The organism is Micromonospora echinaurantiaca (assembly GCF_900090235.1).
Lineage (GTDB): Bacteria > Actinomycetota > Actinomycetes > Mycobacteriales > Micromonosporaceae > Micromonospora > Micromonospora echinaurantiaca.
Genome location: NZ_LT607750.1, coordinates 2,841,838 through 2,867,197 on the forward strand (window position 1 = coordinate 2,841,838; position 25,360 = coordinate 2,867,197).

19 protein-coding genes and 2 pseudogenes are annotated in these 25,360 nt (G+C 72.3%); 15 read left to right on the plus strand and 6 right to left on the minus strand.

Translation table 11 applies throughout. The features are described from left to right. Window positions 1-26 precede the first annotated feature (26 nt). Window positions 27-408: pseudogene (locus GA0070609_RS35175) on the minus strand (acetylxylan esterase). On the opposite strand from GA0070609_RS35175, the gene GA0070609_RS13090 reads away from it, so the two are divergent. Continuing rightward, window positions 308-940 (plus strand): hypothetical protein, encoded by a 633-nt coding sequence (locus GA0070609_RS13090; protein WP_231928680.1) that lies wholly within the window; start codon window positions 308-310, stop codon window positions 938-940. The pseudogene GA0070609_RS35175 and the gene GA0070609_RS13090 sit on opposite strands and share 101 nt — an antisense overlap. 9 nt (window positions 941-949) lie before the next feature. On the opposite strand, the gene GA0070609_RS13095 is transcribed toward GA0070609_RS13090, so the two are convergent. Continuing rightward, on the minus strand, window positions 950-1,711 hold the full coding sequence (locus tag GA0070609_RS13095) for an ABC transporter permease (RefSeq protein ID WP_231928681.1): 762 nt from the start codon (window positions 1,709-1,711) through the stop codon (window positions 950-952). Between the two features lie 142 nt (window positions 1,712-1,853). Here GA0070609_RS13095 and GA0070609_RS13100 point away from each other — a divergent pair, with 142 nt between their 5' ends. After that, window positions 1,854-2,276 carry an acyl-CoA thioesterase gene (locus tag GA0070609_RS13100; RefSeq protein WP_088994069.1) on the plus strand — a complete coding sequence of 141 codons (423 nt, stop codon included), beginning with the start codon at window positions 1,854-1,856 and terminating at the stop codon, window positions 2,274-2,276. A 178-nt stretch (window positions 2,277-2,454) separates the two neighbouring features. Here the strand turns inward: GA0070609_RS13100 and GA0070609_RS13105 are convergent, their stop codons facing one another. Both GA0070609_RS13105 and GA0070609_RS33155 read right to left on the minus strand, forming a co-directional pair. After that, on the minus strand, window positions 2,455-3,201 hold the full coding sequence (locus tag GA0070609_RS13105) for a phosphotransferase family protein (protein WP_088994070.1): 747 nt from the start codon (window positions 3,199-3,201) through the stop codon (window positions 2,455-2,457). 177 nt (window positions 3,202-3,378) lie between these two features. Beyond that, window positions 3,379-3,501, minus strand: a pseudogene (locus GA0070609_RS33155) (peptidoglycan DD-metalloendopeptidase family protein); the annotation flags it as partial. A gap of 170 nt (window positions 3,502-3,671) precedes the next feature. Between GA0070609_RS33155 and GA0070609_RS13110 the strand changes: the two are divergent. The 4 genes from GA0070609_RS13110 to GA0070609_RS13125 all read left to right on the plus strand — a co-directional run bounded on the left by GA0070609_RS13110 (window position 3,672) and on the right by GA0070609_RS13125 (window position 9,633). Continuing rightward, window positions 3,672-4,787: a DUF4185 domain-containing protein gene (locus tag GA0070609_RS13110; RefSeq protein ID WP_088994071.1), complete on the plus strand. Its 1,116-nt coding sequence runs from the start codon at window positions 3,672-3,674 to the stop codon at window positions 4,785-4,787. A 107-nt stretch (window positions 4,788-4,894) separates the two neighbouring features. Continuing rightward, the gene (locus GA0070609_RS13115; RefSeq protein ID WP_088994072.1) at window positions 4,895-6,715 is read left to right on the plus strand and encodes a glycoside hydrolase family 3 protein; all 1,821 of its coding nucleotides are present in this window, start codon (window positions 4,895-4,897) and stop codon (window positions 6,713-6,715) included. An 8-nt stretch (window positions 6,716-6,723) separates the two neighbouring features. Further along, window positions 6,724-8,544, plus strand: coding sequence for a serine hydrolase domain-containing protein (locus GA0070609_RS13120; RefSeq protein ID WP_088994073.1), 1,821 nt, complete (start codon window positions 6,724-6,726; stop codon window positions 8,542-8,544). 579 nt (window positions 8,545-9,123) lie between these two features. After that, window positions 9,124-9,633: a winged helix-turn-helix domain-containing protein gene (locus GA0070609_RS13125; RefSeq protein WP_088994074.1), complete on the plus strand. Its 510-nt coding sequence runs from the start codon at window positions 9,124-9,126 to the stop codon at window positions 9,631-9,633. 99 nt (window positions 9,634-9,732) lie between these two features. Here the strand turns inward: GA0070609_RS13125 and GA0070609_RS13130 are convergent, their stop codons facing one another. Continuing rightward, on the minus strand, window positions 9,733-14,100 hold the full coding sequence (locus tag GA0070609_RS13130; protein ID WP_231928683.1) for a S8 family serine peptidase: 4,368 nt from the start codon (window positions 14,098-14,100) through the stop codon (window positions 9,733-9,735). 337 nt (window positions 14,101-14,437) lie between these two features. On the opposite strand from GA0070609_RS13130, the gene GA0070609_RS13135 reads away from it, so the two are divergent. Continuing rightward, window positions 14,438-14,986 carry a winged helix-turn-helix domain-containing protein gene (locus GA0070609_RS13135; protein WP_231928685.1) on the plus strand — a complete coding sequence of 183 codons (549 nt, stop codon included), beginning with the start codon at window positions 14,438-14,440 and terminating at the stop codon, window positions 14,984-14,986. A 67-nt stretch (window positions 14,987-15,053) separates the two neighbouring features. Here the strand turns inward: GA0070609_RS13135 and GA0070609_RS13140 are convergent, their stop codons facing one another. Next, complete coding sequence (locus tag GA0070609_RS13140) at window positions 15,054-15,950, minus strand: AurF N-oxygenase family protein (protein ID WP_088994076.1); 897 nt, start codon at window positions 15,948-15,950, stop codon at window positions 15,054-15,056. 48 nt (window positions 15,951-15,998) lie between these two features. Between GA0070609_RS13140 and GA0070609_RS13145 the strand changes: the two genes are divergently transcribed. The 8 genes from GA0070609_RS13145 (at window position 15,999) to GA0070609_RS13180 (ending at window position 25,208) form a co-directional block, all read left to right on the plus strand. Continuing rightward, window positions 15,999-16,715, plus strand: a complete 717-nt coding sequence (locus GA0070609_RS13145; RefSeq protein ID WP_088994077.1) for a TetR family transcriptional regulator — start codon at window positions 15,999-16,001, stop codon at window positions 16,713-16,715. Between the two features lie 76 nt (window positions 16,716-16,791). Then, the gene (locus tag GA0070609_RS13150) at window positions 16,792-17,082 is read left to right on the plus strand and encodes a DUF4873 domain-containing protein (RefSeq protein WP_088994078.1); all 291 of its coding nucleotides are present in this window, start codon (window positions 16,792-16,794) and stop codon (window positions 17,080-17,082) included. Continuing rightward, complete coding sequence (locus tag GA0070609_RS13155) at window positions 17,072-17,944, plus strand: SDR family oxidoreductase (RefSeq protein WP_088994079.1); 873 nt, start codon at window positions 17,072-17,074, stop codon at window positions 17,942-17,944. Before GA0070609_RS13150 ends, GA0070609_RS13155 begins: the two co-directional genes overlap by 11 nt. Beyond that, window positions 17,941-18,756 carry an alpha/beta fold hydrolase gene (locus GA0070609_RS13160; protein ID WP_088994080.1) on the plus strand — a complete coding sequence of 272 codons (816 nt, stop codon included), beginning with the start codon at window positions 17,941-17,943 and terminating at the stop codon, window positions 18,754-18,756. Before GA0070609_RS13155 ends, GA0070609_RS13160 begins: the two co-directional genes overlap by 4 nt. A gap of 153 nt (window positions 18,757-18,909) precedes the next feature. Continuing rightward, window positions 18,910-19,611, plus strand: a complete 702-nt coding sequence (locus tag GA0070609_RS13165) for a dihydrofolate reductase family protein (RefSeq protein WP_088994081.1) — start codon at window positions 18,910-18,912, stop codon at window positions 19,609-19,611. A 432-nt stretch (window positions 19,612-20,043) separates the two neighbouring features. Next, the gene (locus tag GA0070609_RS13170) at window positions 20,044-21,261 is read left to right on the plus strand and encodes a D-alanyl-D-alanine carboxypeptidase family protein (protein WP_408630664.1); all 1,218 of its coding nucleotides are present in this window, start codon (window positions 20,044-20,046) and stop codon (window positions 21,259-21,261) included. 69 nt (window positions 21,262-21,330) lie between these two features. Then, the gene (locus GA0070609_RS13175; protein WP_088994083.1) at window positions 21,331-22,380 is read left to right on the plus strand and encodes a zinc-dependent alcohol dehydrogenase family protein; all 1,050 of its coding nucleotides are present in this window, start codon (window positions 21,331-21,333) and stop codon (window positions 22,378-22,380) included. Window positions 22,381-22,724: 344 nt separating this feature from the next. After that, on the plus strand, window positions 22,725-25,208 hold the full coding sequence (locus GA0070609_RS13180) for a TolB-like translocation protein (RefSeq protein WP_157748130.1): 2,484 nt from the start codon (window positions 22,725-22,727) through the stop codon (window positions 25,206-25,208). Window positions 25,209-25,360: the final 152 nt, after the last annotated feature.

Below are 25,360 nucleotides of genomic sequence, written 5' to 3' on the forward strand. Positions count from 1 at the left end.
TCGAGGGCACCCGGGAGCCGGGCGGGTCAGTGCCCGAGCACACCGGCCAGCCACCGCAGTTGGCGGCGCACCTGCACGGCCTCCCCGCCCTCGTGCCCGTTGAACGGGTAGACGTGCAGGTCCCGCTCCGGCGCGGCGGTCCGGCCGTTGCCGGCGCCGTACTGGTTGTAGGCGGCGAACCCGGTGCTCGGCGGGCAGACCTGATCGCGCAGACCGATCCCGAAGTGCGGGCGCGCTCGCCCGGCGGGCGAAGGCCACGCCGTCGACGTAGGACAGCGTCCGACGGACCGGCTCCTCCACCTCCCGGTTGACCGCCAGGTACTGCGCGATCTCGCCGTACGGCGAGGCGTCGGTGATCTCGATGGCCGGCGACCACGACCTGGTCCGGCGGACGCTGCACGAGATCATGGACGACTCCTGGCGCAGCTACGAGCGGTACACCGCGCCGCTGGGCGTCGGCTTCATGGTCCGCCCCGGCACCCACTACGGCCCCGACGTGGACGGCTACGAGTACACGCCCTGGGGCACATACCACTTCGCCGACCGCGACGGGGTGGGCGTCGACCGCACCCGGGCCACCGGCACCGGATTCACCGGCCAGTACCCGCCGCCGTGGTCGGAGGTGTACGAGTCACTCGACCGGTGCCCGGACGAGCTGCTGCTCTTCTTCCACCACGTGCCGTACGGGCACGTGCTGCACAGCGGCACCACAGTCATCCAGCACATCTACGACACCCACTTCGCCGGGGTGACGGAGGTGGCCGCGATGCGCCGGCGGTGGGAGCGGCTGGCCGGTCTGCTCGACCCGGCGCTGCACGCCCGGGTGGCCGAACGCCTCGACGAGCAGCTGCGCTGCGCCGAGGAGTGGCGCGACCAGGTCAACACCTACTTCTTCCGCAAGTCGGGGGTGCCGGACGTCCACGGTCGCCGCATTCACTGACCGTCGCGCTCACCGCAGCGCCTCGGACCGGGCCGGCAGCAGCCGGCCACGGGCCACCAGTTCCACGGTGAGGACGACCGCCACCGCCTCCACCGCCAGCAAGCCGACCAGCACGAACACCTGGGTGATCCCGGCCGCCAGCGGGTCCGCGCCACCGAGCAGGACACCGACGAACGCGCCCGGCAGTGTCACCAGCCCCACCGTGCGGGTCTGGTCCAGCGCCGGCACCAGCGCCTGACCGGCCACCGGACGGCAGACGAGCAGGACCGCGTCCCGGGGCAGCAGCCCCAGCGCCAGGCCGGCCTCCACCTCGCCCCACCGGCTGGTCAGCTCGTCCAGGATCCGCCGGCCGGCCAGCGACGTCGCGGTCATCGCCCCACCGATGAGGATCCCGGCCACCGGGATGACCGCGATCCCCCGCAACGGCACCAGTCCGGCCACCAGCAGGCCCGCCACCACGGACATGCTGCCCACCACGATCGGCACGGCGGCCCACCAGCCGTGCCGGCCCCGGGTGATCCGTCGACCGGCGGTGCCCGCCGCGACCACGCACATCAGGACGACGAAACCGGCGGTCGCCCAGAGCGACACCACGATGGCGGTGATCAGCAGCGAGACGGCCGCCAACTGGACCGCCGCGCGACCGGCGGCGACCAGGATCTGCCGGCCGTGCCCCAGCCGCCCCACGGTGGCCACCACCGCCGCCGCGACGGTCAGCACGATCAGCGCCACCCCCAGCTTGGGGCCAACCACCAGGATCGTCGAGGACACCCGGTCAGTCTGCCGGCAGCGCCGGACGGTCGCCGCGGGAACCGGCGGAGGCGCGCGCTCGTGCGCCGCGAGGGCGGTGGCCGTTCTGATCTCCGGTGGCGTCCCGGCTGGTGATGTCGTACCCGTCGGTAGGCTCGGTGGTGTGGGAGATCCGTTCCGGGTACGCATCACCGTCCGTGGCTACGAGCTCGACACCCAGGGCCACCTGAACCAGGCCGTCTACCTCCAGTACGCCGAGCATGCCCGGTGGGAGTGTCTGCGCGCCGCCGGCATCTCGCAGGACCGGTTGATCGCCACCGGCGTGGGGCCGGTCGCTCTCGAGGTCACCCTGCGCTACCTGCGGGAGCTGCGCGGCGGTGACGAGGTGGACGTGTCCTGCGCGTTCCACTGGGGTGAGGGCAAGACCTTCCGGATCGAGCAGGATTTCGTCCGTGCGGACGGCACCCGGGTGGCGGCGCTGACGGGGGTGGGTGGCCTGCTGGACCTGTCGGCCCGGCGCCTGGTGCCCGCCCCGCAGGATCGGTTCCGCGAGCTGGCCGACGATTCGCAGCCGCTCAACCTCTGATCTCCCGGCCGCCGACGGCTGCCCCAGGAAGCCACGCGTTCGTCACCCTTGGCTGCGCCGTCATCTGCTGGCGACGACTGCGCACCGCACTTCGTTGAGGGTAAGGGCGGGCGATCGCCCCAGCGGGGTGGCCTGCTCGATGCGTCAGCAGCATACGTAGCAGTCGGGCCACGCCGCCTCACCTCCGGGCTCTGAGCACGTCGACCTCACAGCCCGGCGCGAAGGGGTCGAAGCCGTGCTCGATCAGCCAGCGAACTGCCAGCAGGCTTCGCAACGACCACCACGCGTGGATCACGTCGAGGTCGACGTCGGTGCCATAGCCGGCGATGACGTCGTCAAGGTGCTCCTCGTGTCCGAGCGTGAAGGTGGCGAGGTCGTACAGGGCATCACCCTGGCCCGCCTCGGACCAGTCGATGATGCCGGTGACCTCGTCGCCGTCGACGAAGACGTGCGCGATCTGCAGGTCGCCGTGTGTGAACGCCGGAGTCCATGGCCGGAGCGCGGCCTCGGCGACCTGGCGGTTGCGGGTGACCAGGTCAGTGGGCAGGACACCGTTCGTCACGAGCGACTCGCACTCGTCGTCGAGTTCCGCCGCCAGCGCGACGACGCTCCGGCCGGCCCGGCCCGGCAGGGGCGGCAGGGGCGCTTCGTGCAGGTTCCGGATTGCGGCGCCAGCCGCTGCCCACGCCGCCGGCGACCCGGTCGACGGCCCGCCGAGGCGCCCGAGCGTCGTCCCCGGGAGTGCGGCTATCGCGAGCACGGGCGGCTTGCGCCACAGGACCTCCGGGGTCGGGACCGGCGCGAGGGACATCGCCTCGACCTCGACGTCGATGCGCGCCTGATCGGCGTCCACTTTCAAGAACACGTCACCGACGCGCAGAGTCGCGCGCTCGGAATGGGCGACGACGACTTCGACCTCATCCATCGGCGATCAGTATCCCGGGGGTGATCGCCGACGTCGCCACGTTTATCGCGTGCGATTACGCGGTCGACCGCGTCCCACTACCCGGCGGCCTCGTGCACGACACCAACCTCTGACCAGGTCAAGCCCACCACTTTGTCAGGAGTCCTATAGGGCGCCGCCCCAGTTGTCGGTGACGATCGGGAACGGGGCCTTGAAGACGGGCGCGGCGTGTGCCGGCGACGAGCCGACGAGGACGCCGGCGGCCGCCAGGCACACCGCGAGGATCGCGGCGAGGCCCGCGCGAGGGACAGCTCTGGTCATGACGCGACGCTCCCGCCCGGTTGCCGACCTGGCCGGTGTTGAGCTCCGACTGCCGCGAGTCTGGAGAGGGACCATGACGCCTGTCAATGGGTTCGCGAAAAATTCCGGCAGGGCGACAAGGGATGACTGAAGACATCCTTCGGCCTTCCGACGCCCGCTTGACTACCACCATGACCATCAATCGCCGCACCCTGCTCGGCCGGGTCGCCATGGTCGGCGCGGCCACGGCGACCGGTGCCCTGCTCGCACCCGGGCCCGCGCGAGCCGCGTCCTGGAAGAAGCGGCTCACCGGCGCCGACCTGGACACCTACCACCGGTGGCGGGTCGCCGGAACCGACCTCGGCATCCCCTACGTGCTGGAGAACGGCTCCATCGGGTACCTCTTCGGCGACACCTTCAACACCCCGTGGCCGGAGGGCCCACCGCTGCCGAACGACTGGCGCTCACCGGTGATGCTGCGCTCCAACATCCACCCCGGAGTCGCCGGCGGCGTGGTCTTCGACAGCGCGGCGCGGGTCGCGGGCAACGGGCGGGCCCCGGAGCTGATGCACAACGGCCACAACGGGATCGGCATCGACGGCCTCTGGGAGGTGACCGTCATCCCCAACGACGGCATCAGCTTCCCGGAGACCGGCCGCCAGCTCATCTCGTACATGAGCATCGAGAACTGGGCCTCCGCCGGACCCGCCGGGCCGCACTGGCGGTCGCGCTACGCCGGGCTGGCCTACAGTGACAACGGCAACGACTTCATCCGTACGCCGCTGAAGTGGTGGAACAACGGCACCAACACCGACCCGTTCCAGATGTGGACGATGCAGCGCGACGGCGACTGGGTGTACGTCTTCTCGGTGCGCTCGGGGCGCCAGGACGGCCCGATGATGCTGCGCCGGGTCCGCTGGGACCGGCTGTTCTACCCGGAGTCGTACGAGGGCTGGGGCTGGAACGGCAGCAACTGGGGCTGGGGCCGGCCGTGCACGCCGATCCTGACCGGCCGCTTCGGCGAGCCGTCGGTCCGGCGGCTCGCCGACGGGAGCTGGGTGATGTCGTACCTCAACTGCGCCACCGGTTGCATCGTGACCCGCACCGCCGGCGGGCCGGACCAGGTCTGGACGGCGGAGAAGGTGCAGGTCACCCCCTGGCAGGAGCCCGGGCTCTACGGCGGGTTCATCCACCCGTGGTCCAGCCGGCGGGCCAACGACCTGCATCTGATGGTCTCGAAGTGGACCAGGACGCCCGACGGCCGGAGCACCGCCTACCACGTCAGCCAGTTCGTCGGCACCGCTTGAACGGCGGCCGCCGCGCCGTCCGGGCCGTCCGACTTGTAGCAAACCTTCTTGACGATTAATCGATGCGTAGCTAAGTTTCAGCCATCCGGACTGAGAGGTCGTCGTCTATGAAGACCCGACTCGTCATCGCGACCGTCCTGGTGGCCACCCTGGGAGCCACCCTCACGCCGCTGCCCGTCCAGGCCACCACCGCCGCACCCGCCGCGCTTCCACCCGCCGCCGAACACGGCTGGGTCACCTCCACGCTGCGGCACATGAGCCTGGAGCAGAAGGTCGGCCAGCTCTTCGCCACCTACGTCTACGGCGGCGACGCCACCGCCCCGACGGCCGCGGACCGGGCCGCCAACCGGGCGGCGTTCGGCGTCGAGACGCCGGCCGAGGTGATCGAGGAGTTCCACCTCGGCGCGATCTGCTACTTCTCCTGGTCACACAACCTGGACAGTCCGCGGCAGATCGCCACGCTCTCCAACGGCCTGCAACGGGCCGCCCTCAGTGCCGGCGGCAAGGACCGCGTCCCGCTGCTCATCTCCACCGACCAGGAACAGGGCGTGGTGCTGCGGATGCCCGCCCCCGCCGCGCAGTTCCCCGGCGCGATGGCTCTCGGCGCCGGGCGCTCGCCCGGCGACGCCCGCACCGCGGCGGAGATCACCGGACGCGAGCTGCGCGCCGTCGGCATCCACCAGCCGTACGCGCCGATCGCCGACGTCAACGTCGACCCGGCCAACCCGGTGATCGGGGTGCGCTCCTTCGGCGCCGACCCCACCCTGGTGGCCGAGCTGACCGCCGCGCAGGTCACCGGCTTCCAGCGGGACGCCGGCGCGACCGCGGTGGCTAAGCACTTCCCTGGCCACGGCGACACCGACAACGACAGCCACACCGACCTCCCGGTGATCAACCACACCCGCGAGGAGTGGGACCGGATCGACGCGCCACCGTTCCGCCGGGCCATCGCCGCCGGCGTCGAGTCGGTCATGACGGCGCACATCGTGGTGCCGGCGCTGGACCCCTCCGGTGACCCGGCGACGCTGTCGCCGACCATCCTCTCCGGGGTACTGCGCGGCGAACTCGGCTTCCGCGGCGTGATCGTCACCGACGCGCTGAACATGGCCGGGGTCCGGCAGAAGTACGGCGACGAGCGGGTGCCCGTGCTGGCGCTCAAGGCCGGCGCCGACCAGCTGCTGATGCCGCCGGACCTGCGGCTGGCCCGGGACGCCGTGCTGCGGGCGGTGGCCACCGGCGAGCTGACCGAACGGCGGATCGACGAGTCGGTCCGGCGCATCCTCGCCCTGAAGTACCGGCAGGGTCTGGCCGCGTCACCGCTGGTCGACGTCGAGGCGGCGGTCCGTACGGTCGGGGCGGCCGAGCACCTCGCCGCCGTCGCCCGGGTCACCGACCCGACGCTCACCGCGGTGCGCAACGACGCCGGGCTGTTGCCGCTGGCCAGCACCGACCGGTCGGTGCTGGTGACCGGCTGGAACAGCGCCGCCTTCGCGCCGGTTGCGACGGTCGCCGACGGGTTCGCCGCCCGCGGGGCCCGCGCCACCGCCCGGCCCGCGACCCTGCCGTCCGACCAGGCGATCGCCACGACCGCCGCCGAGGCGGCCCGGCACGACCTCACCGTGGTGCTGGTGAACAAGGCGTGGGACGTCGAGGTGACCGACCCCCGCGCCAGCCAGCGACGGCTGGTCGCGGCGCTGCTCGCCACCGGCCGACCCGTGATCGTGGTGGCGGTCCGCGATCCGTACGACGTCGCGTACCTGCCGGGCGTGTCCACCTACCTGGCGACCTACTCGTACACCCGGGCGGCGATGGACGCGCTCGTCCGCGCGCTGCACGGCGAGCTGTCCCCGCGCGGACGGCTGCCGGTCACGATCCCCACCGCCGACGGCGGGCTGCTCTACCCCTACGACCACGGCCTGACCTGGTAGGAGGAACCATGCCGGCGAGGACTGTCCGCACCACGATGGGCGTGCGCCGGGGCCTCGCCCTCGGCCTGGCCGTGGCCGTGCTCGGCACGGCGCTGCCGGCGACCGGGGCGGCCGCCGCCGAGCGGTCGCCGGCCGGGTCCGCACCGCCGTCCGTCACGCCCGCCGACATCCGGTTCCGCCACGACACGCTGCGCTACGGCGACGCCCGCGAGGTGGGGCTGCTTCCCGAGCACGTGGACCGGATGCCGGCCGACCTCACCGGGTACCTCGAACCGACCCCGGACCACCCCGGCCATCCCACCTACGCCGGCGCCGTGGTGCTGGCCGCCAAGGACGGCGTGGTCGTGCAGCACGCCGCGGTGGGGTCGGCGGTGCGCTACTCGGCCGTCGGGCCGCCACCCGGGCTGGCCGGGGTGGAACTGCCTGCCGACCAGCAGCTCCCGATGCGACCCGACACCATCTTCGACCTGGCGTCGGTGTCGAAGCTGTTCACCACGATCGTGGTGCTGCAGCAGGTGGAGCGGGGTCGGGTCGAGCTGGACGCCCCGGTCGCCCGGTACGTCCCGGAGTTCGCCGCCGGCGGCAAGGAGGCCGTCACGGTACGCATGCTGCTCACCCACACCTCCGGGCTGCCCGCGTTCACGGCGCTGTGGAGCCGGTACCCGACCCCGGCCGAACGGTTCGCCGCCGCGCTCGCCACGCCACTGGCGGCCGGGGCGACGCCCGGCACCCGGTACGTGTACTCCGACCTCGGGCTGATCGCGCTCGGCGTGCTGGTGGAGCGGGTGACCGGCCGGTCGTTGGTCGACCTGGTCCGCGACGGCGTCACGGCGCCGCTGGGCATGGCCGACACCGGCTACAACCCGGCGCCGGAACTGCGGCCGCGGATCGCGGCGACCGAGTACCAGCCGTACGCCGGGCGCGGCATGGTGTGGGGCGAGGTGCACGACGAGAACGCCTGGTCGCTCGGCGGCGTGGCCGGACACGCGGGCGTCTTCTCCACCGCGACGGACCTGGCCGTGCTCTGCCAGACCCTGCTCAACGGCGGCGAGTACCGCGGCTGGCGGATCCTGCGCGCCGACACGGTCCGGGCGATGCTGGTCAACTACAACGCGCCGCTGGAGCAGGCCTACCCGGAGAGCGACCGCGGCCTCGGTTTCGAGCTCAACAAGCACTGGTACATGACGGGTCTGTCCTCTCCGGTGGGGTTCGGGCACACCGGGTTCACCGGCACCTCGCTGGTGGTCGACCCGCTCTCCCACTCATTCGTCGTCCTGCTCAGCAACCGGGTGCACCCCGACCGTGGCTGGGGCAGCAACAACGTGGCCCGGCGTGCCGTCGCGACCGACCTCGCCGAGGCCATGCCGGTGCGACCCCGGTCGCGGGAGGCGTGGCGGGCCGACCCGCGCGACCTCGCGACGGTCACCCTCACCGCCCCGCTGCGCCGGGCGGCGCGCGGCGGCACGGCGAATTTCCTGCTCTGGTACGACACCGAGCCGCGCTACGACAGCGCCCGGTTCGAGGTGTCCACCGACGGCGGACAGACCTGGGCCGCGGCGCCGATGCGGCTGCGGCACGGTGACCAACGATGGGCCAGCGACGGCACGGTCACCGGCTACGGCGGCCGGGTCTGGTGGCAGGTCTCCGTCGAGCTGCCCGACCGGGCGACCCACCTGCGCTGGAGCAGCAGCACGGACGTCTCCGCCCGGGGCCGCGGGGTCTACGTCGACCGGATCGTCGCGGCGGACCGCGCCGGTCTGCTCTTCCAGGGCGAGGGCGGGGACGCCGCACACCTCGTGGCGCAGGGGTGGGCGCCCGCCCGCACCTGAGGAGCTGGTCGCACCGTCGGTGGACCTGGCGGCCCGACAACCACCCGGACAGCACCGCTGACATCTGTAGATGCGTCAATGTCGTGTCGGATTTCTTTCTCGATCCGGAGATCGGCACGGATATCGTGAAACCGGCCCGCCGACCCTGGTCGGGCCGGCCGGATATTGTCCACCGGATCGAACTGCACTACCATTTCCACCGTCTCACTCGACCCTCGGCGACAAACCGCCGGACGGGTTTCGCCACCGGTCGATGAGGCCTCTGCCAGGTGCGCGGCAGGGGCCCCGCGACCACCCGATGACGCCACGCCTCCGCGCGGCCACCTGCCGGACGAGCCGGCCAACCACGCCCCCGTCGCCACCCGACGCCGACCCACGTGGACATCCCGGGAAGTTCGGTCAAGCCACGATGAAAACGTTTACATCGGAACCGCGAAACAACGCCTCAGCCATTTACAGATGCCTACGCACAACTATTTTTAACCGTACCGATATAAAGCGGAACTAGGGTCTCAGTTGATTGACGGGCGTCGTGGGACGATCGCCCCGAAATCGTGGGGGAACGGGAAAGGTGGGGGGATGAGGGGGATCCGGGTCGCGTCCCTGGCGATCGGCATCGCTTCCTCGCCGGCCGAGCGCCGGCAGCTGGCACAACTGCTCGGCGGCAGCGAGGCGTTCCTGATCGTCTCGAGCGTGGACCAGGCGCGGCGGTTCCTCGACGTGGTCGAGCCGCCGCACAACCCGCCGGCGGCTCCGCCGGACCAGCCGGTGGTCACCGAGGTCACACCGGGCGCGGCACCGCCTCCCGGCCTGACCGTCGACTCGGACCGGCGGGTGCTGCGCTGGCTGGACCGTGAGATCGAGCTGACCCGGCTGGAGCACGACCTCCTGCGCTGCCTGGTCGGCGCGCCCGGGCGGGTCTGGACCTACGAACTGCTGCACCGCGAGGTCTGGGGCAACGAGCACCTCGGCCGCGGGTCCGACATGCACTCGGTGGTCCGGCGGGTACGACGCAAGCTCGCCCGGCTCAACGCGGCGGCGACCATCCACGCGGTACGCGGCGTCGGCTTCCGCCTCGCTCCGGTCTGACCACCGACCCACGAGCCACGCCGCGGCCCACCCGCCGCACGCGAACCGGCCCGCCTGGTGGACGACCAGGCGGGCCGGCTCGGTCAGCTGACGGTCAGGTCAGCAGCGGATGGGTGACAGTGCGAAGTCCTCCACGGTGGGCGTGCTGGTGTTGATCCTCGTCTGACGGGTCTGGGGCTTCCAGTTGTCCTTGGCGACGATCATCGTCATCGGGTTGTTCCGACGGTCCATCCAGTAGGCGTACTTGCCCTCGGCGTCGGTGGCGAAGGTCCACGACATCGCCCACGAGTCGATCTGGACGACCGCACCGGGAAGCGGCGAGCTGACACCCTGACAGCTCGTCCCGGTGACGGTACCCATCAACTTGCCCCAGGTCTTCGGCGGATTCACGTTCATCGTCACGGCCACCGGCGACACCGTGTACGGGGTGTTCTCCTTGATGGCGACCGAGGCGGTGTAGGTGCCCGGCTGGTCGACGTTCGCCGTCATCCCGACGGTGACCGTGACCTGCTCGCCCGGCGCCAGCGTGGCCGACGTCTTGTTGATCGTCATCCAGCTGACGTCGGCGGCCGCCTCGGCGCACTCCTCGAACCCGGGCAGCACCTCGCTGTCCGGCGTCGCGGTGAAGCTACCGGACGATCCGCCGATCTTGTAGAAGCCGCACGCCGCGCCACCGCGGTAGCGCGCCGTGTTGGCGTTCGGCAGGTTCGACCACGCGTTGGTGGCCGGGTCGTACGCGAAGCCGGCGTTGGTGATGGCGCCGCCCTGCGAACCGCCGACCACCAGGAGCTTGCCGTTCGCCACGGCGAACGAGCTGGCCCAGTTGTCGGCCGGCGCGTCGGGGATCGCGGTCCAGGCGTTGGCCCCCGGGTCGAAGGCGTAGCTGGCCTTCTGCGAGGCGGAGCCGTCGTTGCCGCCGGTGCAGTAGACGACGCCGTCGATCCCGCCGCAGGAGGCGAAGGCCACCGACTTCGGGTAGTTCGGCAGCGTCTCCCAGCTGTCGCCGGCCGGGTCGTACCGGACCACGCTGTTCGACATCGGCGTGCAGGCCGAGGTGGTGCAGCCGCCGATGGCGTAGAGCTTGCCGTCGACGACCGCCTGGCCGGCGGCGGAGCGGGCCGCCGGGTTGTCAGCCACCTTCGTCCAGGTGTTCGCGCCCGGGTCGTACGACCAGGTGGTGCCGGAGGGACCGGCCGCCGCCCAGCCGCCGGTCGCGATGATCTTCCCACCGACGACGCCCACCGTCATGGCGTTGCGTGCCTCGGGAAGATCGGCGATCGGCGCCCAGCTCTGCGCGATCGGGTCGTAGACGAAGTTCTTCGTCGTGGACGCCGAGCCGTTGCCGCCGGCGATGGAGTACACCTTGCCGTCGAGGTTCACCACCCGGTTGTCCATCACGTTCGCCGGGTAGTCGGCGATGTCCGTCCAGGGCTCGGCCTGCGGGCCGAGCGCGGGGGACGTCGCGTTGCTCGACATGCCGGACGCCCGCGCCGCGAACGACGTCGGGACGTTCAGCCGCTGCTCGGGTGCGCCGTTGGACCCGATCACCTGCTGTTCGGTCAACCGGGACCCGTCGGCCCGGAGGAGCTCGAACGCGCCCTCGCGCTCACTGAACTCGACCTCGACCGGCGCCCCGCCGGTGTTGGTCACCGTGAACGCCTTGTTGACCTTGCCGGTGGGCATCTGGAGCGTGGCGCTCACCTGCGCCGGCTTGACCGAGAGCCGGCCGGCCGCGAGCCGGAAGTTGGTCGCGGTCGCCCAGTCGGCCTGCACGTCGACGTTCTTGCTCTGGCTGACGTAGTTGCCGGCCGCGGCGGTGAACTTGTGCGTGCCGGTCAGCGACGAGAACAGCCAGTAGAAGCCGTCCGCCAGCTCGGTGTCGTCCGGCGTCGCCACCGTGGTGGCCTTCTCCGCCGGCCGGTCGTTACTGGTGACCGTGGCCCCGTTGACGTAGCCGTTGTCGTTGGCGTCCCGGACGTGTCCGAGCACCAGGCCGCCGTTGGTGGGCCGGCAGACGACCTCGCTGCCGATCAGGACGTTGTCGACCTCCCACCACCACTCGAACGAGGCGTCGTAGTAGTGGAACCGGACCTGCACCTGCGCCTGCCCGGCGGCCTGCGGGATCGGGACCTCGGTCACCCGCGGCCCCCGGACGTCGGCGGCCTGCCGCAGCACGTTCGTCCAGGTGGCACCGCCGTCGACGCTCAGGTCCACGTCCGCGCGGTCCGGACCCAGATGGTTGAAGTCCTGGTTGAACCGGATCACCGGAGCCGCCACGTCGGTCAGGTCGACGACCGGGCTGACCAGGGAGCTGTCCTGCCGCCCGCCGGAGCCGTACTCGTCGCTGTCGATGATGGCGAAGTTGCCGGTGCCGCCGGTCAGGTTGCCCCGGTTGCCGTCGTCGGTGAACTTCCAGACCTGGCCGGTACCCGCGTGGTCGACCACCGACCAGCCGGCCGGCACGGCCGTGCCGTCGAACGTCTCGTAGACGCCGTCGGAGCCGAACGTGTAGCCGGGCGCCGTGGTGCAGGCGTTGGTCTGCACCGGCACGGCGATGTTGGCGGTGACGTTGCCCGTGCCGACGACGACCTCCTTGGTCACCGTCTGGTAGCCCGGGTACTGCGACTCGACCTTCAGGGTGTACGTCGCCCCGGCCGGCAGCGTGAAGCTGTAGCGGCCGTTGCCGGGCGTGGTGTAGTCGGACACGCCCGACGGGCCCTGCACGGTCACCTTCGCGTAGAGCGGCCAGCCATGCCCGGAGCCGTCGGTGACCGACCCGCTGACGGTGACGCTCGGCACCGCCGACAGCGCGACGTTGACCGTGGTGGTGGCGTTCTGGGTCACCGTCGCCGGCACCGTCTGGCTCTGGTAGCCGAAGGCCGCCACGACGACCTGGTAGTCGCCCACCGGCAGCAGGGACGAGTACTTCCCGTCCGCCCCGGTGGTCAGCTGGCGCTCGGCCGGACCGGTCACGGTCACCGTGGCGTCCGCGATCGGGGCGCCGGTGGCCGCGTCGGTGACGGTGCCGGCCAGCGTGCCGGTGTCGCCGATCGGCGCGGCGTTGAGCAGCGCCAGCGCGTCCAGCCGGCCCTCGCCGAAGACGTTGTTGTCATCGGTGGTTCCACCACACTGGGCGTCGGCGCTGTCGATCGCGGTGTTGTCCAGCAGCGCGCGGGTCGCGTCGACCTCACCGACCAGCGCCGGTGCCGCCGACCACAGCAACGCGACCGTGCCGGCGAGGTGCGGCGCCGCCATCGAGGTGCCGCTGATGGCGCCGTAGCCGTTGCCCGGAAGACTCGACCGGACGTTCACCCCGGGCGCCGAGATGTTCGGCTTGGTCTCACCGTTCTGCCCCGCGCCGCGGGCCGAGAAGCTGGCGATGTTGTTGTTGACGTCGTACGCACCGGAGGAGTAGTTGCTGACCAGGCTGCCCGGCGAGCCGCTGGTCTGGCACCCCGGTCCGCTGTTGCCGTTGGAGAAGACACCGAAGATGCCCGACTCCTTCCAGGCCAGCGTCACGTCCTCCATGAACGGGTCGTTGGAGGGCAGCCGGGTCCCCCACGAGTTGTTGATGATGTTCGGCCGCTTGCTGGCGTCCGGGTTCTGGCCGTTGACGTCGGTCGGCTCCAGCATCCACTGGCCGGAGGTCACCAGCGCGGCGTCGCTGGGGCAGCAGCCGTTCGCGGCGATCCACCTGACCTCGGGGGCGACACCGATCTGGTTCGCCCCGTCGGAGCCGACCATCGTGCCCATCGTGTGCGTGCCGTGGCCGTCGCCGTCGCACGGCGTGGCGCAGGTGCCGGCGGCGTTGAACCAGTTGTAGTTGTGGTCGAACGTGCCGTCGCCGTTGTTGCCGCGGTAGGAGTTCACCAGGGCCGGGTGGTCGAACTGCACACCGGTGTCGATGTTGGCGATGGTGATGCCCTCGCCCTTGACGCCGTACTGGGACCAGACGTCGTCGGCGTTGATGTTCGCGATGCCCCACTCGAGGGCGTTCACGGTCTTCTCGTCGGTGCCCTTGGTGGTCTCCGGCACCTCGTAGGCGACCGGGGCGTACAGGCCCTCGACCTCGTCGTGCGCGGCGAAGTTCTGCGCCATCGTCAGCGAGCCGCCGCTGACCCGGATGGCGTTGGTCGCCCAGAAGGTCTGGTACTTGGCGCCGGCGGTGTCCAGCTCGGTCCGGATCTTGGCCTGGCTCTCGGCGGCGGTCTTCTTCAGCGCCTCCGCCACCGCGGTGCCCCGCTCGGTCCAGTCCTTGATGTCCCTGGCCCGACTGAGGTCCGCCCGATCCTTGAAGCGGATCCAGAAGTCGCCCTCCGTCTTGCCCTCGAGCTGCTTCGCGAGGTCCGGCCGGATCTTGTCGGACGGAGAGGTCGCGCCTGCCGCCGTTCCGGCCTGCGCGGCCTGTGCGCCGGTCCCGGTGGCCAGGCCTGCCGCGACGAGGACCATCGCCGCTGCGGCGCTCACCAGTGATCTGGCTGTGCGCCTCCTGTGTGGACGTCTGAACATCGGTGCTGCCTCCTTCAGAACGACCCAGATTCGAGTGAGCCATGGTGAAGGGGTTCGGGGGCGGACGTCCCATGTGGATGTAACCGGAACGGCTGACCCCCTCCAGGCCCCCCAGGCATCGCGCGGGTCACGCCGGCTGCCCGAGTGGACACTATGATCTAGAGGAAAGGACGATCAAGAACTTGCCGTAAGCAACTTGTCACTAACCGTTTGCTGGCTGGCGGCAGGGTTGCCACTTATTGTCAGACGACGATGGAACTGGGCAGACGCTGCCCATCGTTTCCGGGCGGGTGCGGTGGCCGAGGACGACGAGAGCACGGTGCCGGGAGGTGGATCCGAGCCGGCCGGGGAACTCTTCCCGCTGCTGATCGCGGTGACCCCGTCGCCGGCGGAACGGATCCGGCTCGCCGAGCGCCTCGACGGCATCGCGCCCCTGCTGCTCGTCGCCGATCTCGACGAACTGCGCCGGCTGATCTCGGCCCCACAGCAGCTGCGCCCCGGATCGCCGGCACCGGCGCCCGGGTCGGCGACCGACACCGCGCTCCGCATCGACCCGACCCGGTCGACCGCCCGCTGCGGCGACCGCGAGGTCTCCCTGACCCGGCTCGAACACGACCTGCTGAGCTGCCTGACCACCGAGCCGGTGCGGGTCTGGAGCTACGCCGAGCTGCATCGGGCGGTCTGGCGGGCCGAGGGGTCGCAGCGCAAGGCGGACGTGCAGTCGGTGGTGAAACGGCTGCGGCGCAAGCTCACCGAGTTGGGCACCGGGGTCACCATCGACACCGTGCGGGGGGTCGGCCTGCGGCTCACCGACCACCAGCAACCGAGGATCAGCGGCGCCTGACGACTGCCTGACTCGGGCAGCGATCGGGGCCGCCGGTGGATTCGCAGCGATCGGGGCCGCCGGTGGATCAGATCAGGCCGGCACGGGTCCACAGCAGACGGCCCGGGCCGGCCACCAGGCCGAGGCCCGCCAGGTGGCCGTACACCCTGGCGGCGGACCAGCGCAGGGTGGCCCGCCAGTGCGGGTTGGCCCGGGCGGCGGCGCGGCCGACCGCCGGCGGGATGCCCACCGCCGCGTACGCCGCGGGATGGACCAGCCGGTTGGCGATCGACCAGGCGGCCCGACCGATCAGCAGCCGGGCGTACGACAGGCCCAGCGGGCCGGCGGCCTCGACCTGGCGGGCCAGTTCCGCGCGGGCGAACCGGACGTGCCGCGCCTCCTCGACGACATGGATCCGCGACACCATCCGGATCAGCGGCTGCAGCGACTCGTCCGCCATGATCTCGCGCTGGAACGCGTCGAGGATCTCCTCCGCGATGAGGATCGCGGCGTACATCCGCGGGCCGGTGGCGGTGGCCTTGAGGAAGCGCCCGAGCAGGTGGTCGACCGGGTCGGCCCGGTAGACCGGGCAGCCCATCGCCTCGATGAGCCGGCCGAACATGATGGAGTGCCGGCACTCGTCGGCGACCTCGGTGAGCGCGTACTGCGCGTGCCGGCTGGTCGGGTCGGCGTCGTAGTAGTGCCGGATCAGCATCTGCATGAGGATCGTCTCGAACCACAGCCCGGCGCTGGCCGCGCTGGCCACCTCGTGCTTGGTGAGCTCGACGCGCTGCTCCTCGGTGAGCCGCTCCCACAGGGGCGTGCCGTAGAGGCTGCTGCGCCGTGGCGGCAGCCAGTACGCCCCGGGCACCGGCGGCGCGGCCCAGTCGATCTCGACAACCGGGTCGTAGCTGGTCCGCACCGAGGAGGTGAGCAGCCGGGTGGCGAGCGCCTCGCGCTCGGTCCGGTCGGACGTGGGCTCCATGACGCCTCCATATTGACGTGACGCCCGGTAACTGTTACGAGTAGTAGCATGCAATCGCCTGTGACGGATGTCAATGGATCCGGGTCGGCCGGCGGCCCGCCCGCGGCGCGGGCCAACGGCCGCCGGGACCGCTGGGCGGACCACCGCGAGCAGCGGCGGCAGGAGCTGATCGGGGCGGCCGTGCAGGCGTTGCTGCGGCACGGACCGGAGGTCGACATGGACCAGGTGGCCGCCACCGCGGGGGTGAGCAAGCCGGTCCTCTACCGCTACTTCGCCGACAAGTCGCAGCTCTGGCTGGCTGTCAGCGAGGTGGTGGCCGCCCGGGTGGTCGACACCGTGGCGCCGGCGGTCGAGCAGGTCCGCGAGGAACGCGGACTGGTCGAGGCGACCATCGACGCGTACCTCGGGGTGATCGAGTCGGAGCCGAAGCTCTACCGCTTCCTGATGCACCAGTCCAGCCATCCCGGGATCCACCAGGTGGTCGCCGGCACCAGCCGGCAGGTGGCCGCCGGGCTGGCCCGGGTGATCGGCGACCGGCTGCGCGCGCTGGGCCTCGACGCCGGTCCGGCCGAGCCGTGGGCGTACGGCCTGGTCGGCTTCGTGCAGGCGGTCGGCGACTGGTGGACCACGAACGGGCAGCCGATCCGCCGGGCGGCCCTCACCGACTACCTGACCACGCTGCTGTGGAGCGGCATCGAGGGGGTACGGCGCAGCGCCGACCTGCCCCGCGAGCTCACCCGCGCGCACGAGCGGATCGTGCCGTGAGCCAGCGCCGGCGGACGGAGCGGCGGCCCGGCACGGCGGATCCGCAGGCCGCCACCGGGCGCGGCGAGGTGACGGCATGAGCTACCACGGCCCGGCGCGGCTCGCCGGCACCCCGGTCCGGGTGCACCTGAGCGGGCGGTGGGAGCCGGTCGACGGCCGCTACCACTGGCGCGGGCGGATCGAGCCGGAGCCGAAGGTGGCCCGGCTGGTGCGCTCCGGCCGGCGCGACGTCGAGCTGCGCGTCGCCGGCCGGACCAGCCCGGCCCGGCTGGCCGAGGTCGACCCGTGGGGCGGCGTACGGATCACCGGGGTTGGCGATCCGCCCTGGCCCGCCGAGGCGGAGCGGGAGCACGCCGATGCGGAGTGACCTCGCGGGCCGGACGATCCTCGTCACCGGGGCGGCGCGTGGCATCGGCGCGCAACTGGCCCGCCAGGCCACCGCCCGAGGCGCCCGGGTCGCCCTCGTCGGGCTGGAACCCGACCTGCTCCGGCGGCTCGCCGCCGACCTCGACGCGCACTGGTACGAGTGTGACGTCACCGACCAGGCGGCCCTGGACGCCGCCGTGGCGTCCACCGTGGACCGGTTCGGCGGGATCGACGTGGTGGTCGCCAACGCCGGCATCGCCAACCTCGGCACGGTCGCGCTGGGGCCGGTCGACGCGCTGGTCCGTACGGTCGAGGTGAACCTGTGCGGCGCGATCCGCACGGTCAGCGCCGCGCTGCCGCACGTCACCGCCGCCCGCGGCCACGTCCTGATCGTCTCCTCCGCCGCCGCGTTCACGGCGATGCCCGGGATGGCCGCCTACTGCGCCTCGAAGGCGGGCGTCGAACAGTTCGCCAACGTGCTGCGGTTGGAGACCCGCCGGCACGGCGTCACCGTGGGCACCGCCCACCCGATCTGGATCGACACCGACCTGGTCCGCGACATCCGCGCCGACCTGGCCTCGTTCCGCGCCACGCTGCGCCGGCTGCCGCGGCCGCTGTCCACGGTGGTCCCGGTCGACCGGTGCGCGGCCGCGCTGCTGCGCGGCATCGAGCGCCGCAGCCGCAAGGTCTACGTGCCGCGCTCGCTCGCCGTGGTGCAGGCGCTGCGGTCGCTGGTGCTGAGCGGTCCCGTCGACGCGCTGGTCACCCGGCTGGGCGGCCGCACCCTGGTCGACCAGATGGAGGACGAGGTACGCGGGCTCGGCCGCTCGTTCGGCCGCAGCTCGGTGGAGGAACGGCGATGAAGGTCCACTGTCGCCGCGCCGGCCGTGGGGAGCCGCTCGTGCTGATCCACGGCATCGGGCACCGCCACCAGGCCTGGGAGCCGGTGTTCGACCGGCTCGCCGCCCACCACGAGGTGATCGCGCTCGACCTGCCCGGGTTCGGCGACTCCCCGGTACCCGAGGCGGGCATGCCCGCCGACATGGCCGCCACCGTCGCGGCGATCCTGCCGGTACTCGCCGGGTGGGGGCTGGAGCGCCCGCACGTGGCCGGCTACAGCCTCGGCGGGGCGATCAGCCTGGAACTGGCCGCCGCCGGGGCGGTCGCCTCGGCCACCGCCCTCTCCCCCGCCGGCTTCTTCACCCCGGCCGAACGGCGGCGGGCGCTGGCCATCCTCCGGCTGCTGCGGGCCAACGCGTACCTGCCGACGCCGGTCATGCGGGTCGCGCTGCGGTCGGCGTACCTGCGGGCGATGTGCTTCGCGCCGCTGGTGGCGCGGCCCCGGTTGCTGGACTTCGAGCGCGCGCTGGGCGACGCGCTCGCGCTGCGCCGGGCGGTCGGCTTCGGCACCGTGGCCCGGGCCGCCCGCGGCTACCGCTTCGACTGTGCCCGGCTGTCCGGTGCGGCGGTGCCGGTGACCGTCGGCTGGGGCGACTGTGACCGTATCTTCGGCGTCCACCAGGCCGAGCGCGCCCGGGCGGGACTGCCGGCGGCCCGGGTGGTGACCCTGCCCGGCTGCGGGCACGTGCCGATGAGCGACGACCCGGACCTGGTCGCCGCGCTGATCCTGGAGACCACCGGCGCGGTGCCCGGCGCCGACCGGCCGGCGGGCTGACCGCCCCCGGCGGGATCGCGTCCGGGGGGCGTACGCCCGGGCAGCTGTGACCACCGTCACGTCGCCCCGCGGTAGGGGTGCGGCGACCGGCTCCGACCTCTCACCGAGCAGGCGCCCGGAGCGGGTGTCGAGGATCGAGAGGACCGTGACGAGATGACCAAGGTGACCGCGCAGCTGTCGGTGTCGGTGGACGGGTTCTACGCCGGCCCGCGGCACACCGGCGACGGCGACTGGATGACGTCGGCCGAGAGCGCCGGCTTCTTCCGGGTCACCCGCTGGGTGACCGACGCGATGGCCTGGCGGGAACGGCAGGGCTTCGCCGGCGGCGAGCGGGACACGAACTCCGACGTGGTCGCCGAGTCGTTCGAGGCGACCGGCGCGTACGTGATGGGGCGGCGGATGGCCGACGGCGGTGAGGTGCCCTGGGGCGAGGAACCGCCGTTCCGCGCGCCGGTCTTCGTCGTCACGCACCGTCCCCGGCCGCGGGTGGAGCGCAAGGGCGGCACCAGCTTCACCTATGTCACCGACGGCGTGGCCAGCGCCGTCGAGCAGGCGCGGGCGGCGGCCGGCGGCCGGGACGTCGCCGTGGCCGGCGGCGGCAGCCTGGTGCGGCAGGTACTCAAGGCCGGCCTGCTCGACGAGTTGGAGCTGCATGTCGTGCCGGTGGTGCTCGGCACCGGCCTGCGGCTGCTCGACGCGGACCTCGACCTGGCCGAGAAGGAGGCGGTCGAGTTGACGCCGATCCGGGTCATCCCCACGCCGCAGGTCACCCACATCCGGTACGCGGTGCGTGGCCGCGCTCCGCTGCAGCTCGACGACCGCGGCAGCGGTGGCGGCCCGACGGTGGTCTCCTGACCTCCGCCCGGAGGCGACGCCTCTCCGGACGGGGATCGGCCGTCGCCCGTGGTGGGCCAATCCGGCACGTACCGCCGGGGCGGCCCCACCGGGGCCGCCCCGGCGGTTCCCGGTCAGTTCCGGTGGAGTCTCCGCCAAAGACGGCGAAACGGGCCGGGCGGCGGAACATCGAGCGACAGGTACGAGCCGGTGACGTTGTCGTCGTCGGGCGCCACGGGGGGTGAATTCGGCCGGGAATGGGGCCAATCGCTGCCGTTCCGCCCAGAACAGCATTGGCGGCATGGAATGAACAGACACCGTAATCCGGCCCCGCAAAGGCGCGTCAGCAGTGTCGCCCGGTACCGGGAAAATGCCGGGCTACCTGCGCGAACGGCACAATTTCCGGGCCACCGCCGGGCTTTCGGAAAACGGAGTTCGGTCGCTGTGCCGACGATTACGTTCGTTGTCGTGAGCACGCCTTCGGTCACCGCAGCGGCGCTCGGCGCCATCCTCGTCCTGCCCACGGTCGCGGTCGCACCACCGGCGCGGGCCGCCGCCGCGCCGTACGTGCCGTGTCCGGCGGTGAAGCCGCCGGTGCCGCCGCCCGCCGCGCCGTCACCGCCGCCGGTCGATCCCGCACACCGGGCGGTCGGCGGGCCGGCGCTGGCCACCTCGGGGCTGGCCGCTCCGGCGGGTGCGCCGAAGGCGCCGGCGGTGACCGCCACCGCCTGGCTGGTCGCCGACCTCGACAGCGGCGCGGTGCTGGGTGGCTGCGCCCCGCACGAACACCGCACCCCGGCCAGCGTGCAGAAGCTGCTGCTGGCGGCGGCCCTGATGCCCCGTCTCGATCCCACCCTGATGGTCCAGGTGACCCGGGCCGACCTGCGCGATCTCGACCCGGAGAGTTCGCTGATGGGGGTGATCCCGGGCGGCCGGTACTCGGTGGAGAGCCTGTGGCTGGGGCTGCTGCTCCAGTCGGGTAACGACGCGGCCAACGCGCTGGCGCGGGTGGGCGGCGGAGCGGCCGGCCGGCCGGGCGGTGTGCAGGCGATGAACGAGGAGGCGCGCCGGCTGCGCGCGTACCAGACGCACGCCGCGACGCCCTCCGGGCTCGACGGGCCCGGGCAGTACACCAGCGCGTACGACCTGGCGCTGATCGCGCGGGCCACCTTCGCCCGGGAGGACTTCTGCCGGTACATCGCGACGCGGCGGGCGCAGATCCCGGCGCAGCCGTCGAATCCGGGGTTGGAGCTCGTTCACGATCAGACCCTGCTCGGCGTCTACCCGGGCACGGTCGGTGGCAAGACGGGCTTCACCGACCTGGCGCGGCAGACGTACGTCGGTGTGGCCGAGCGTGACGGCCGCCGGCTCGCGGTGACCCTGCTCGGCGCGGAGACCGCGCCGCTGGGCAGCCTGGGCGAGGCGTCCGCCCTGCTGAACTGGGGTTTCGGCCTCCCCGAGGGCGCGTCGGTCGGCGAGCTGGTCGGGCCGGAGGAGAAGACGTACGACCAGCCCGTGGTCCCGGTCAAGGGCGAGCGGCAGGCCGAGGAGTCGTCGTCGCTGTCGTGGCCCGCCGGGCTCGGCCTCGGCGCGGCCCTGGCCTTCGCCGTCCTGGTCCTGACGATTCCGTGGTGGCGCCGGGCCGCCCGCCGGGGAGCCGGCGAACGGTAGGGCGCCGGCTCGGGACGGTCCCGGGGGCCCCGCGGGTTGCGGGGCCCCCGGCATGTGAGGATGCCGCCCATGCGTGCGGTGATCTTCGACGAGTTCGGTGCCCGGCCCGAGGTCCGCGACGTTCCCGACCCGGTGGCGCCGCCCGGTGGCGCGGTGATCCGGGTCGAGGCCACCGGGTTGTGCCGCAGCGACTGGCACGGCTGGCAGGGACACGACCCCGACATCCGGCCACCACACGTTCCCGGTCACGAGTTCGCCGGGGTCGTTTCGGCGGTCGGTGCGGGCGTACGCGGTTGGCGGGTCGGCGACCGGGTGACCGCGCCGTTCGTCTGCGCCTGCGGCCGGTGCCCGGCCTGCCTGGCGGGCGACCAGCAGGTCTGCGAACGGCAGACCCAGCCGGGCTTCACCCACTGGGGCTCGTTCGCCGAGTACGTGGCGGTGCACGACGCCGAGGTCAACCTGGTCCGGCTCCCGGACGACCTGGACTACCCGGCCGCGGCGGCGCTCGGCTGCCGGTTCGCCACCGCGTTCCGGGCCGTGGTGGGCCAGGGGCGGGTCGCCGCGGGCGAGTGGGTAGCGGTGCACGGCTGCGGCGGGGTGGGGCTGTCCGCGGTGATGATCGCGGTGGCGTGCGGGGCGCGGGTGGTGGCCGTCGACGTCGCCCCGGGCGCGCTCGAACTGGCCGCCGGCTGCGGGGCGGCGGTCTGCCTGGACAGCGGCGCGCTGCCCGGCCCCGGTGCGGTGGCCGCCGCCGTCCGGGAGGCGACCGGCGGCGGCGCCCACCTGTCGCTGGACGCGCTGGGCAGCCACGCCACCTGCACCGCCTCCATCGAGAGCCTGCGCCGGCGCGGCCGGCACGTGCAGGTCGGGCTGCTCCCCGTCGCCCAGGGTCGGCCGGCGTTGCCGATGGAGCTGGTCATCGCGTACGAGCTGGAGCTGCTGGGCAGCCACGGCATGCCCGCGCACGCCTACCCGGAGCTGCTGCGGCTGGTCACCGCCGGGGTGCTGCGCCCGGCCGAGCTGGTCACCCGCACCATCGGCCTGGCCGAGGTGCCCGCGGCACTGGCCACCATGGACCGGCCCGGCGCCGGCGGGATGTGCCTGATCCGTCCGCACTGAGTGGAGCGGCGGTCAGCCGTACCGCGCGGACGCTGGGCTCAGCCCGATCCGGCGTACCGCGGGCTGAACCACGCGCGGAACCGACACGGCCCACCCCGCCCTTCGGGGAAGCGTGACAACCCCTGGTCACTCCCACCGGCACGGTCGCCAGATATGGACGCCACGCAGACTACGGAGAGTGTCCATCTGCTGACGCTAACCGACCGACTGGCTGGTTAGCAGGCCTGATCTACCGGTGCGTTGAGCGAAAGCCGGCACTTACTGTCGCCACCATGCCGACGGCGGCGGTGAAGCCAGACCACTCGCGGACCGGTGGCGCGACGCCGCCGGTGACAGGAGGACGCATGCGAAGTCGCATCTTGTTGGTTGTGCTGATCGCGACAGTTACGGCAGCGACCGCGGTCGCCTTGAGCGCACCGGCGAACGCTCGGGCGGGCGAAGGGACTGCCTTGGCGGCGGCCCCGGGGGGCAGCTTCACTGGCGTCTCGCCGGCCCGCCTTCTCGACACCCGATCGGGCCTCGGCGCACCGAAGGGAATCGTCGTCGCAAATGGGCAGGTCACGCTTGGCGTCGCAGGCCGCGGTGGCATTCCGGCATCCGGGGTCTCCTCGGTCGTGCTGAACGTAACGGTGACCGGACCCGCGAGTGCGGGATACGTGACCGTCTACCCGACGGGTGCGGCTCGACCCACGGCGTCCAACCTCAACTACAGGGCTGGACAGACTGTTGCCAATCAGGTGGTCGTCGGGCTCGGTACGGGCGGCTCCGTGCGCCTGTTCACGTCGGCGCGGACGCATCTGCTGGCTGACGTCACCGGCTACTTCTCCACGCCGGACACCGCCTCGGGGCACGCCGGGTTGTTCCACCCCCTCACACCGGCCCGGCTCGCGGACTCGCGCACCGGTCAGGGATTCACCACCCCCGGTTCGAACACGACCAGGACGCTCCAGGTCACCGGGCGCGGCGGAGTGCCGCCGACGAACGTCGGCGCGGTGGCGCTGAACATCACCGTCGCCGCTCCGACCACCGCCGGATTCGTGACGGTCTACCCGAGCGGCCAGTCCCGGCCGGGGACCTCGACGATCAACTTTACCCAGCGGGACGTACGGGCGAACCGCACGATCGTCGCCCTGGGCACGGACGGCCGCATCGCCCTTTACAACGCGACCGGCACCACGCCGATCATCGTCGACGTGGTGGGCTGGTTCAGCGGCGCCAGCGCTCCGCCGGGCGCCGGCGGGGCCTACTACGTCAGCATGAACCCGGTTCGGGTGGTCGACACCCGCATCCCGTCGGGCGACCTCGGCGGCGCTCTCGGCCCGCGCGACGCCGGCGTCCAGACCATCGCCGCCCGAGCGGGCGTGCCGACCGGCGCGGGGGACACGGTTCCCGTGGCGGTCGTCGGGAACCTCACCGCGGTCAGCCCGACAACATCCGGATACCTCACGGCGTTCCCGCCCGGGTTCGGCAAGGTTGTCGACTCGGTGCCCCTCGCATCGGACCTCAACTTCGTCAAGGGCGACATCGTGCCCAACATGGTCATGACGCAGCTGCACGCCGGGCTGCTCGGCGTCTACAACAGCAGCGGCACCACGCACACGCTGCTCGACGTGAGCGGCTACTTCGCCCTGCCCGCGCCCCCGCTGACACTGACCCGGCCGATCCCCGACGCCAACGACCAGGTTCTGCTCACGATGTCCAGCAACGGCGCGTACTTCGCCACCTCCAGTTGGGCGTCCAACCTGGTCGCCGGCGACACCAACGACCAGCCCGACGCCTTCCGAGTCGCCTCGAACGGCGTGGTCACCCGAGTGAGCGTGGGTGTCGGCGGAGAACAGGCCGACGGGCCTACCTGGGAGGCGGAGGTGTCCAACGACGGCCGGTACGTGGCCTTCGTGTCGAGCGCCACCAACCTCGTTCCAGACGACACGAACGAGATGACCGACGTGTTCGTCCGCGACACGGTGGCGAACACCACCACTCGACTGAGCGTCGGCCCCGGCGGTGTCCAGTCGGACGGCGACAGCTACGGGGTGACCATGTCGAACAGCGGCACCCGGATCGCCTTCACGTCATCCGCGTCCACCCTCGTCGAGGACGACACGAACGGCGAGGCGGACGTGTTCGTGGCCGACGTGACCACCGGCCAACTGACCCGGGCCAGCGTCACCACGGCGGGCGCCGAGGGCGACGGGCGCAGCACCTACGGCATCATCTCCGGCGGCGGCGACCACGTCGCCTTCACCTCGTTCGCCGCGAATCTCGTGCCGATGGACACGAACGGCGTCGACGACCTGTTCGTCCGTGATCTCGCCACGAACACCACCACCCGGGAGAACGTGACGTCGAGCGGCGGCCAGGCCAACCCCGACCCGGATCTCGGCTTCTCGATCTCGTCCCTGTCGATCACGGATGACGGCCGGACGGTCGCCTTCTCCAGCTGGGCCGACAACCTCGTCCCGGCGGACACCAACGGCGCCTCGGACGTGTTCATCCGCGATCGCACGACGGGCACCACGTCCCGGATCACCGCGGCCGGCGGCGTCCAGGCCGACGGCGACAACGCGACCATCTCCGGCGACGGTTCGACGATCCTGTTCACCTCCACCTCGGATGCGCTGTCCGGACTCTGGAGCGACAGTTACGGCGAGACGATGTACGTGTACCGGACCGGGACCGATACCTCGACTCCCATCCGCGGGTACGACTATCTCAGCGGCCCCGCGAAGGTGTCGACGGACGGCAGCAGGGCGCTGGTCGGGACCGGCATCGACGTCGACCGGACCGGAAGGTCGGATATCCGGACCTACGTGCTGACCCTGCCGTAGCACCCCGGGCGTCGCGGCGGTCGCACCACCGGCCGCCGCCACGCCCACCGGTTCAGACCAGCGCGGCGCCGAGGGCCGGCACCACCGTCGCCGGCGTCGCCCGGCGCTGCGCGACCCTAGCCGGCAAGGAGTGAACGGTGGTTCAATCCTTG

Excerpts from the sequence above, each read along its gene's own strand:
- GA0070609_RS13125 (WP_088994074.1), top strand. The coding sequence starts at position 9,124 with ATGAGGGGGATCCGGGTCGCGTCCCTGGCGATCGGCATCGCTTCCTCG.
- GA0070609_RS13120 (WP_088994073.1), top strand. The coding sequence starts at position 6,724 with ATGCCGGCGAGGACTGTCCGCACCACGATGGGCGTGCGCCGGGGCCTC.
- GA0070609_RS13105 (WP_088994070.1), bottom strand. The coding sequence starts at position 3,201 with ATGGATGAGGTCGAAGTCGTCGTCGCCCATTCCGAGCGCGCGACTCTG.
- GA0070609_RS13160 (WP_088994080.1), top strand. The coding sequence starts at position 17,941 with ATGAAGGTCCACTGTCGCCGCGCCGGCCGTGGGGAGCCGCTCGTGCTG.
- GA0070609_RS13145 (WP_088994077.1), top strand. The coding sequence starts at position 15,999 with ATGCAATCGCCTGTGACGGATGTCAATGGATCCGGGTCGGCCGGCGGC.
- GA0070609_RS13110 (WP_088994071.1), top strand. The coding sequence starts at position 3,672 with ATGACCATCAATCGCCGCACCCTGCTCGGCCGGGTCGCCATGGTCGGC.
- GA0070609_RS13175 (WP_088994083.1), top strand. The coding sequence starts at position 21,331 with ATGCGTGCGGTGATCTTCGACGAGTTCGGTGCCCGGCCCGAGGTCCGC.
- GA0070609_RS13150 (WP_088994078.1), top strand. The coding sequence starts at position 16,792 with ATGAGCTACCACGGCCCGGCGCGGCTCGCCGGCACCCCGGTCCGGGTG.
- GA0070609_RS13140 (WP_088994076.1), bottom strand. The coding sequence starts at position 15,950 with ATGGAGCCCACGTCCGACCGGACCGAGCGCGAGGCGCTCGCCACCCGG.
- GA0070609_RS13115 (WP_088994072.1), top strand. The coding sequence starts at position 4,895 with ATGAAGACCCGACTCGTCATCGCGACCGTCCTGGTGGCCACCCTGGGA.
- GA0070609_RS13180 (WP_157748130.1), top strand. The coding sequence starts at position 22,725 with ATGCGAAGTCGCATCTTGTTGGTTGTGCTGATCGCGACAGTTACGGCA.
- GA0070609_RS13165 (WP_088994081.1), top strand. The coding sequence starts at position 18,910 with ATGACCAAGGTGACCGCGCAGCTGTCGGTGTCGGTGGACGGGTTCTAC.
- GA0070609_RS13155 (WP_088994079.1), top strand. The coding sequence starts at position 17,072 with ATGCGGAGTGACCTCGCGGGCCGGACGATCCTCGTCACCGGGGCGGCG.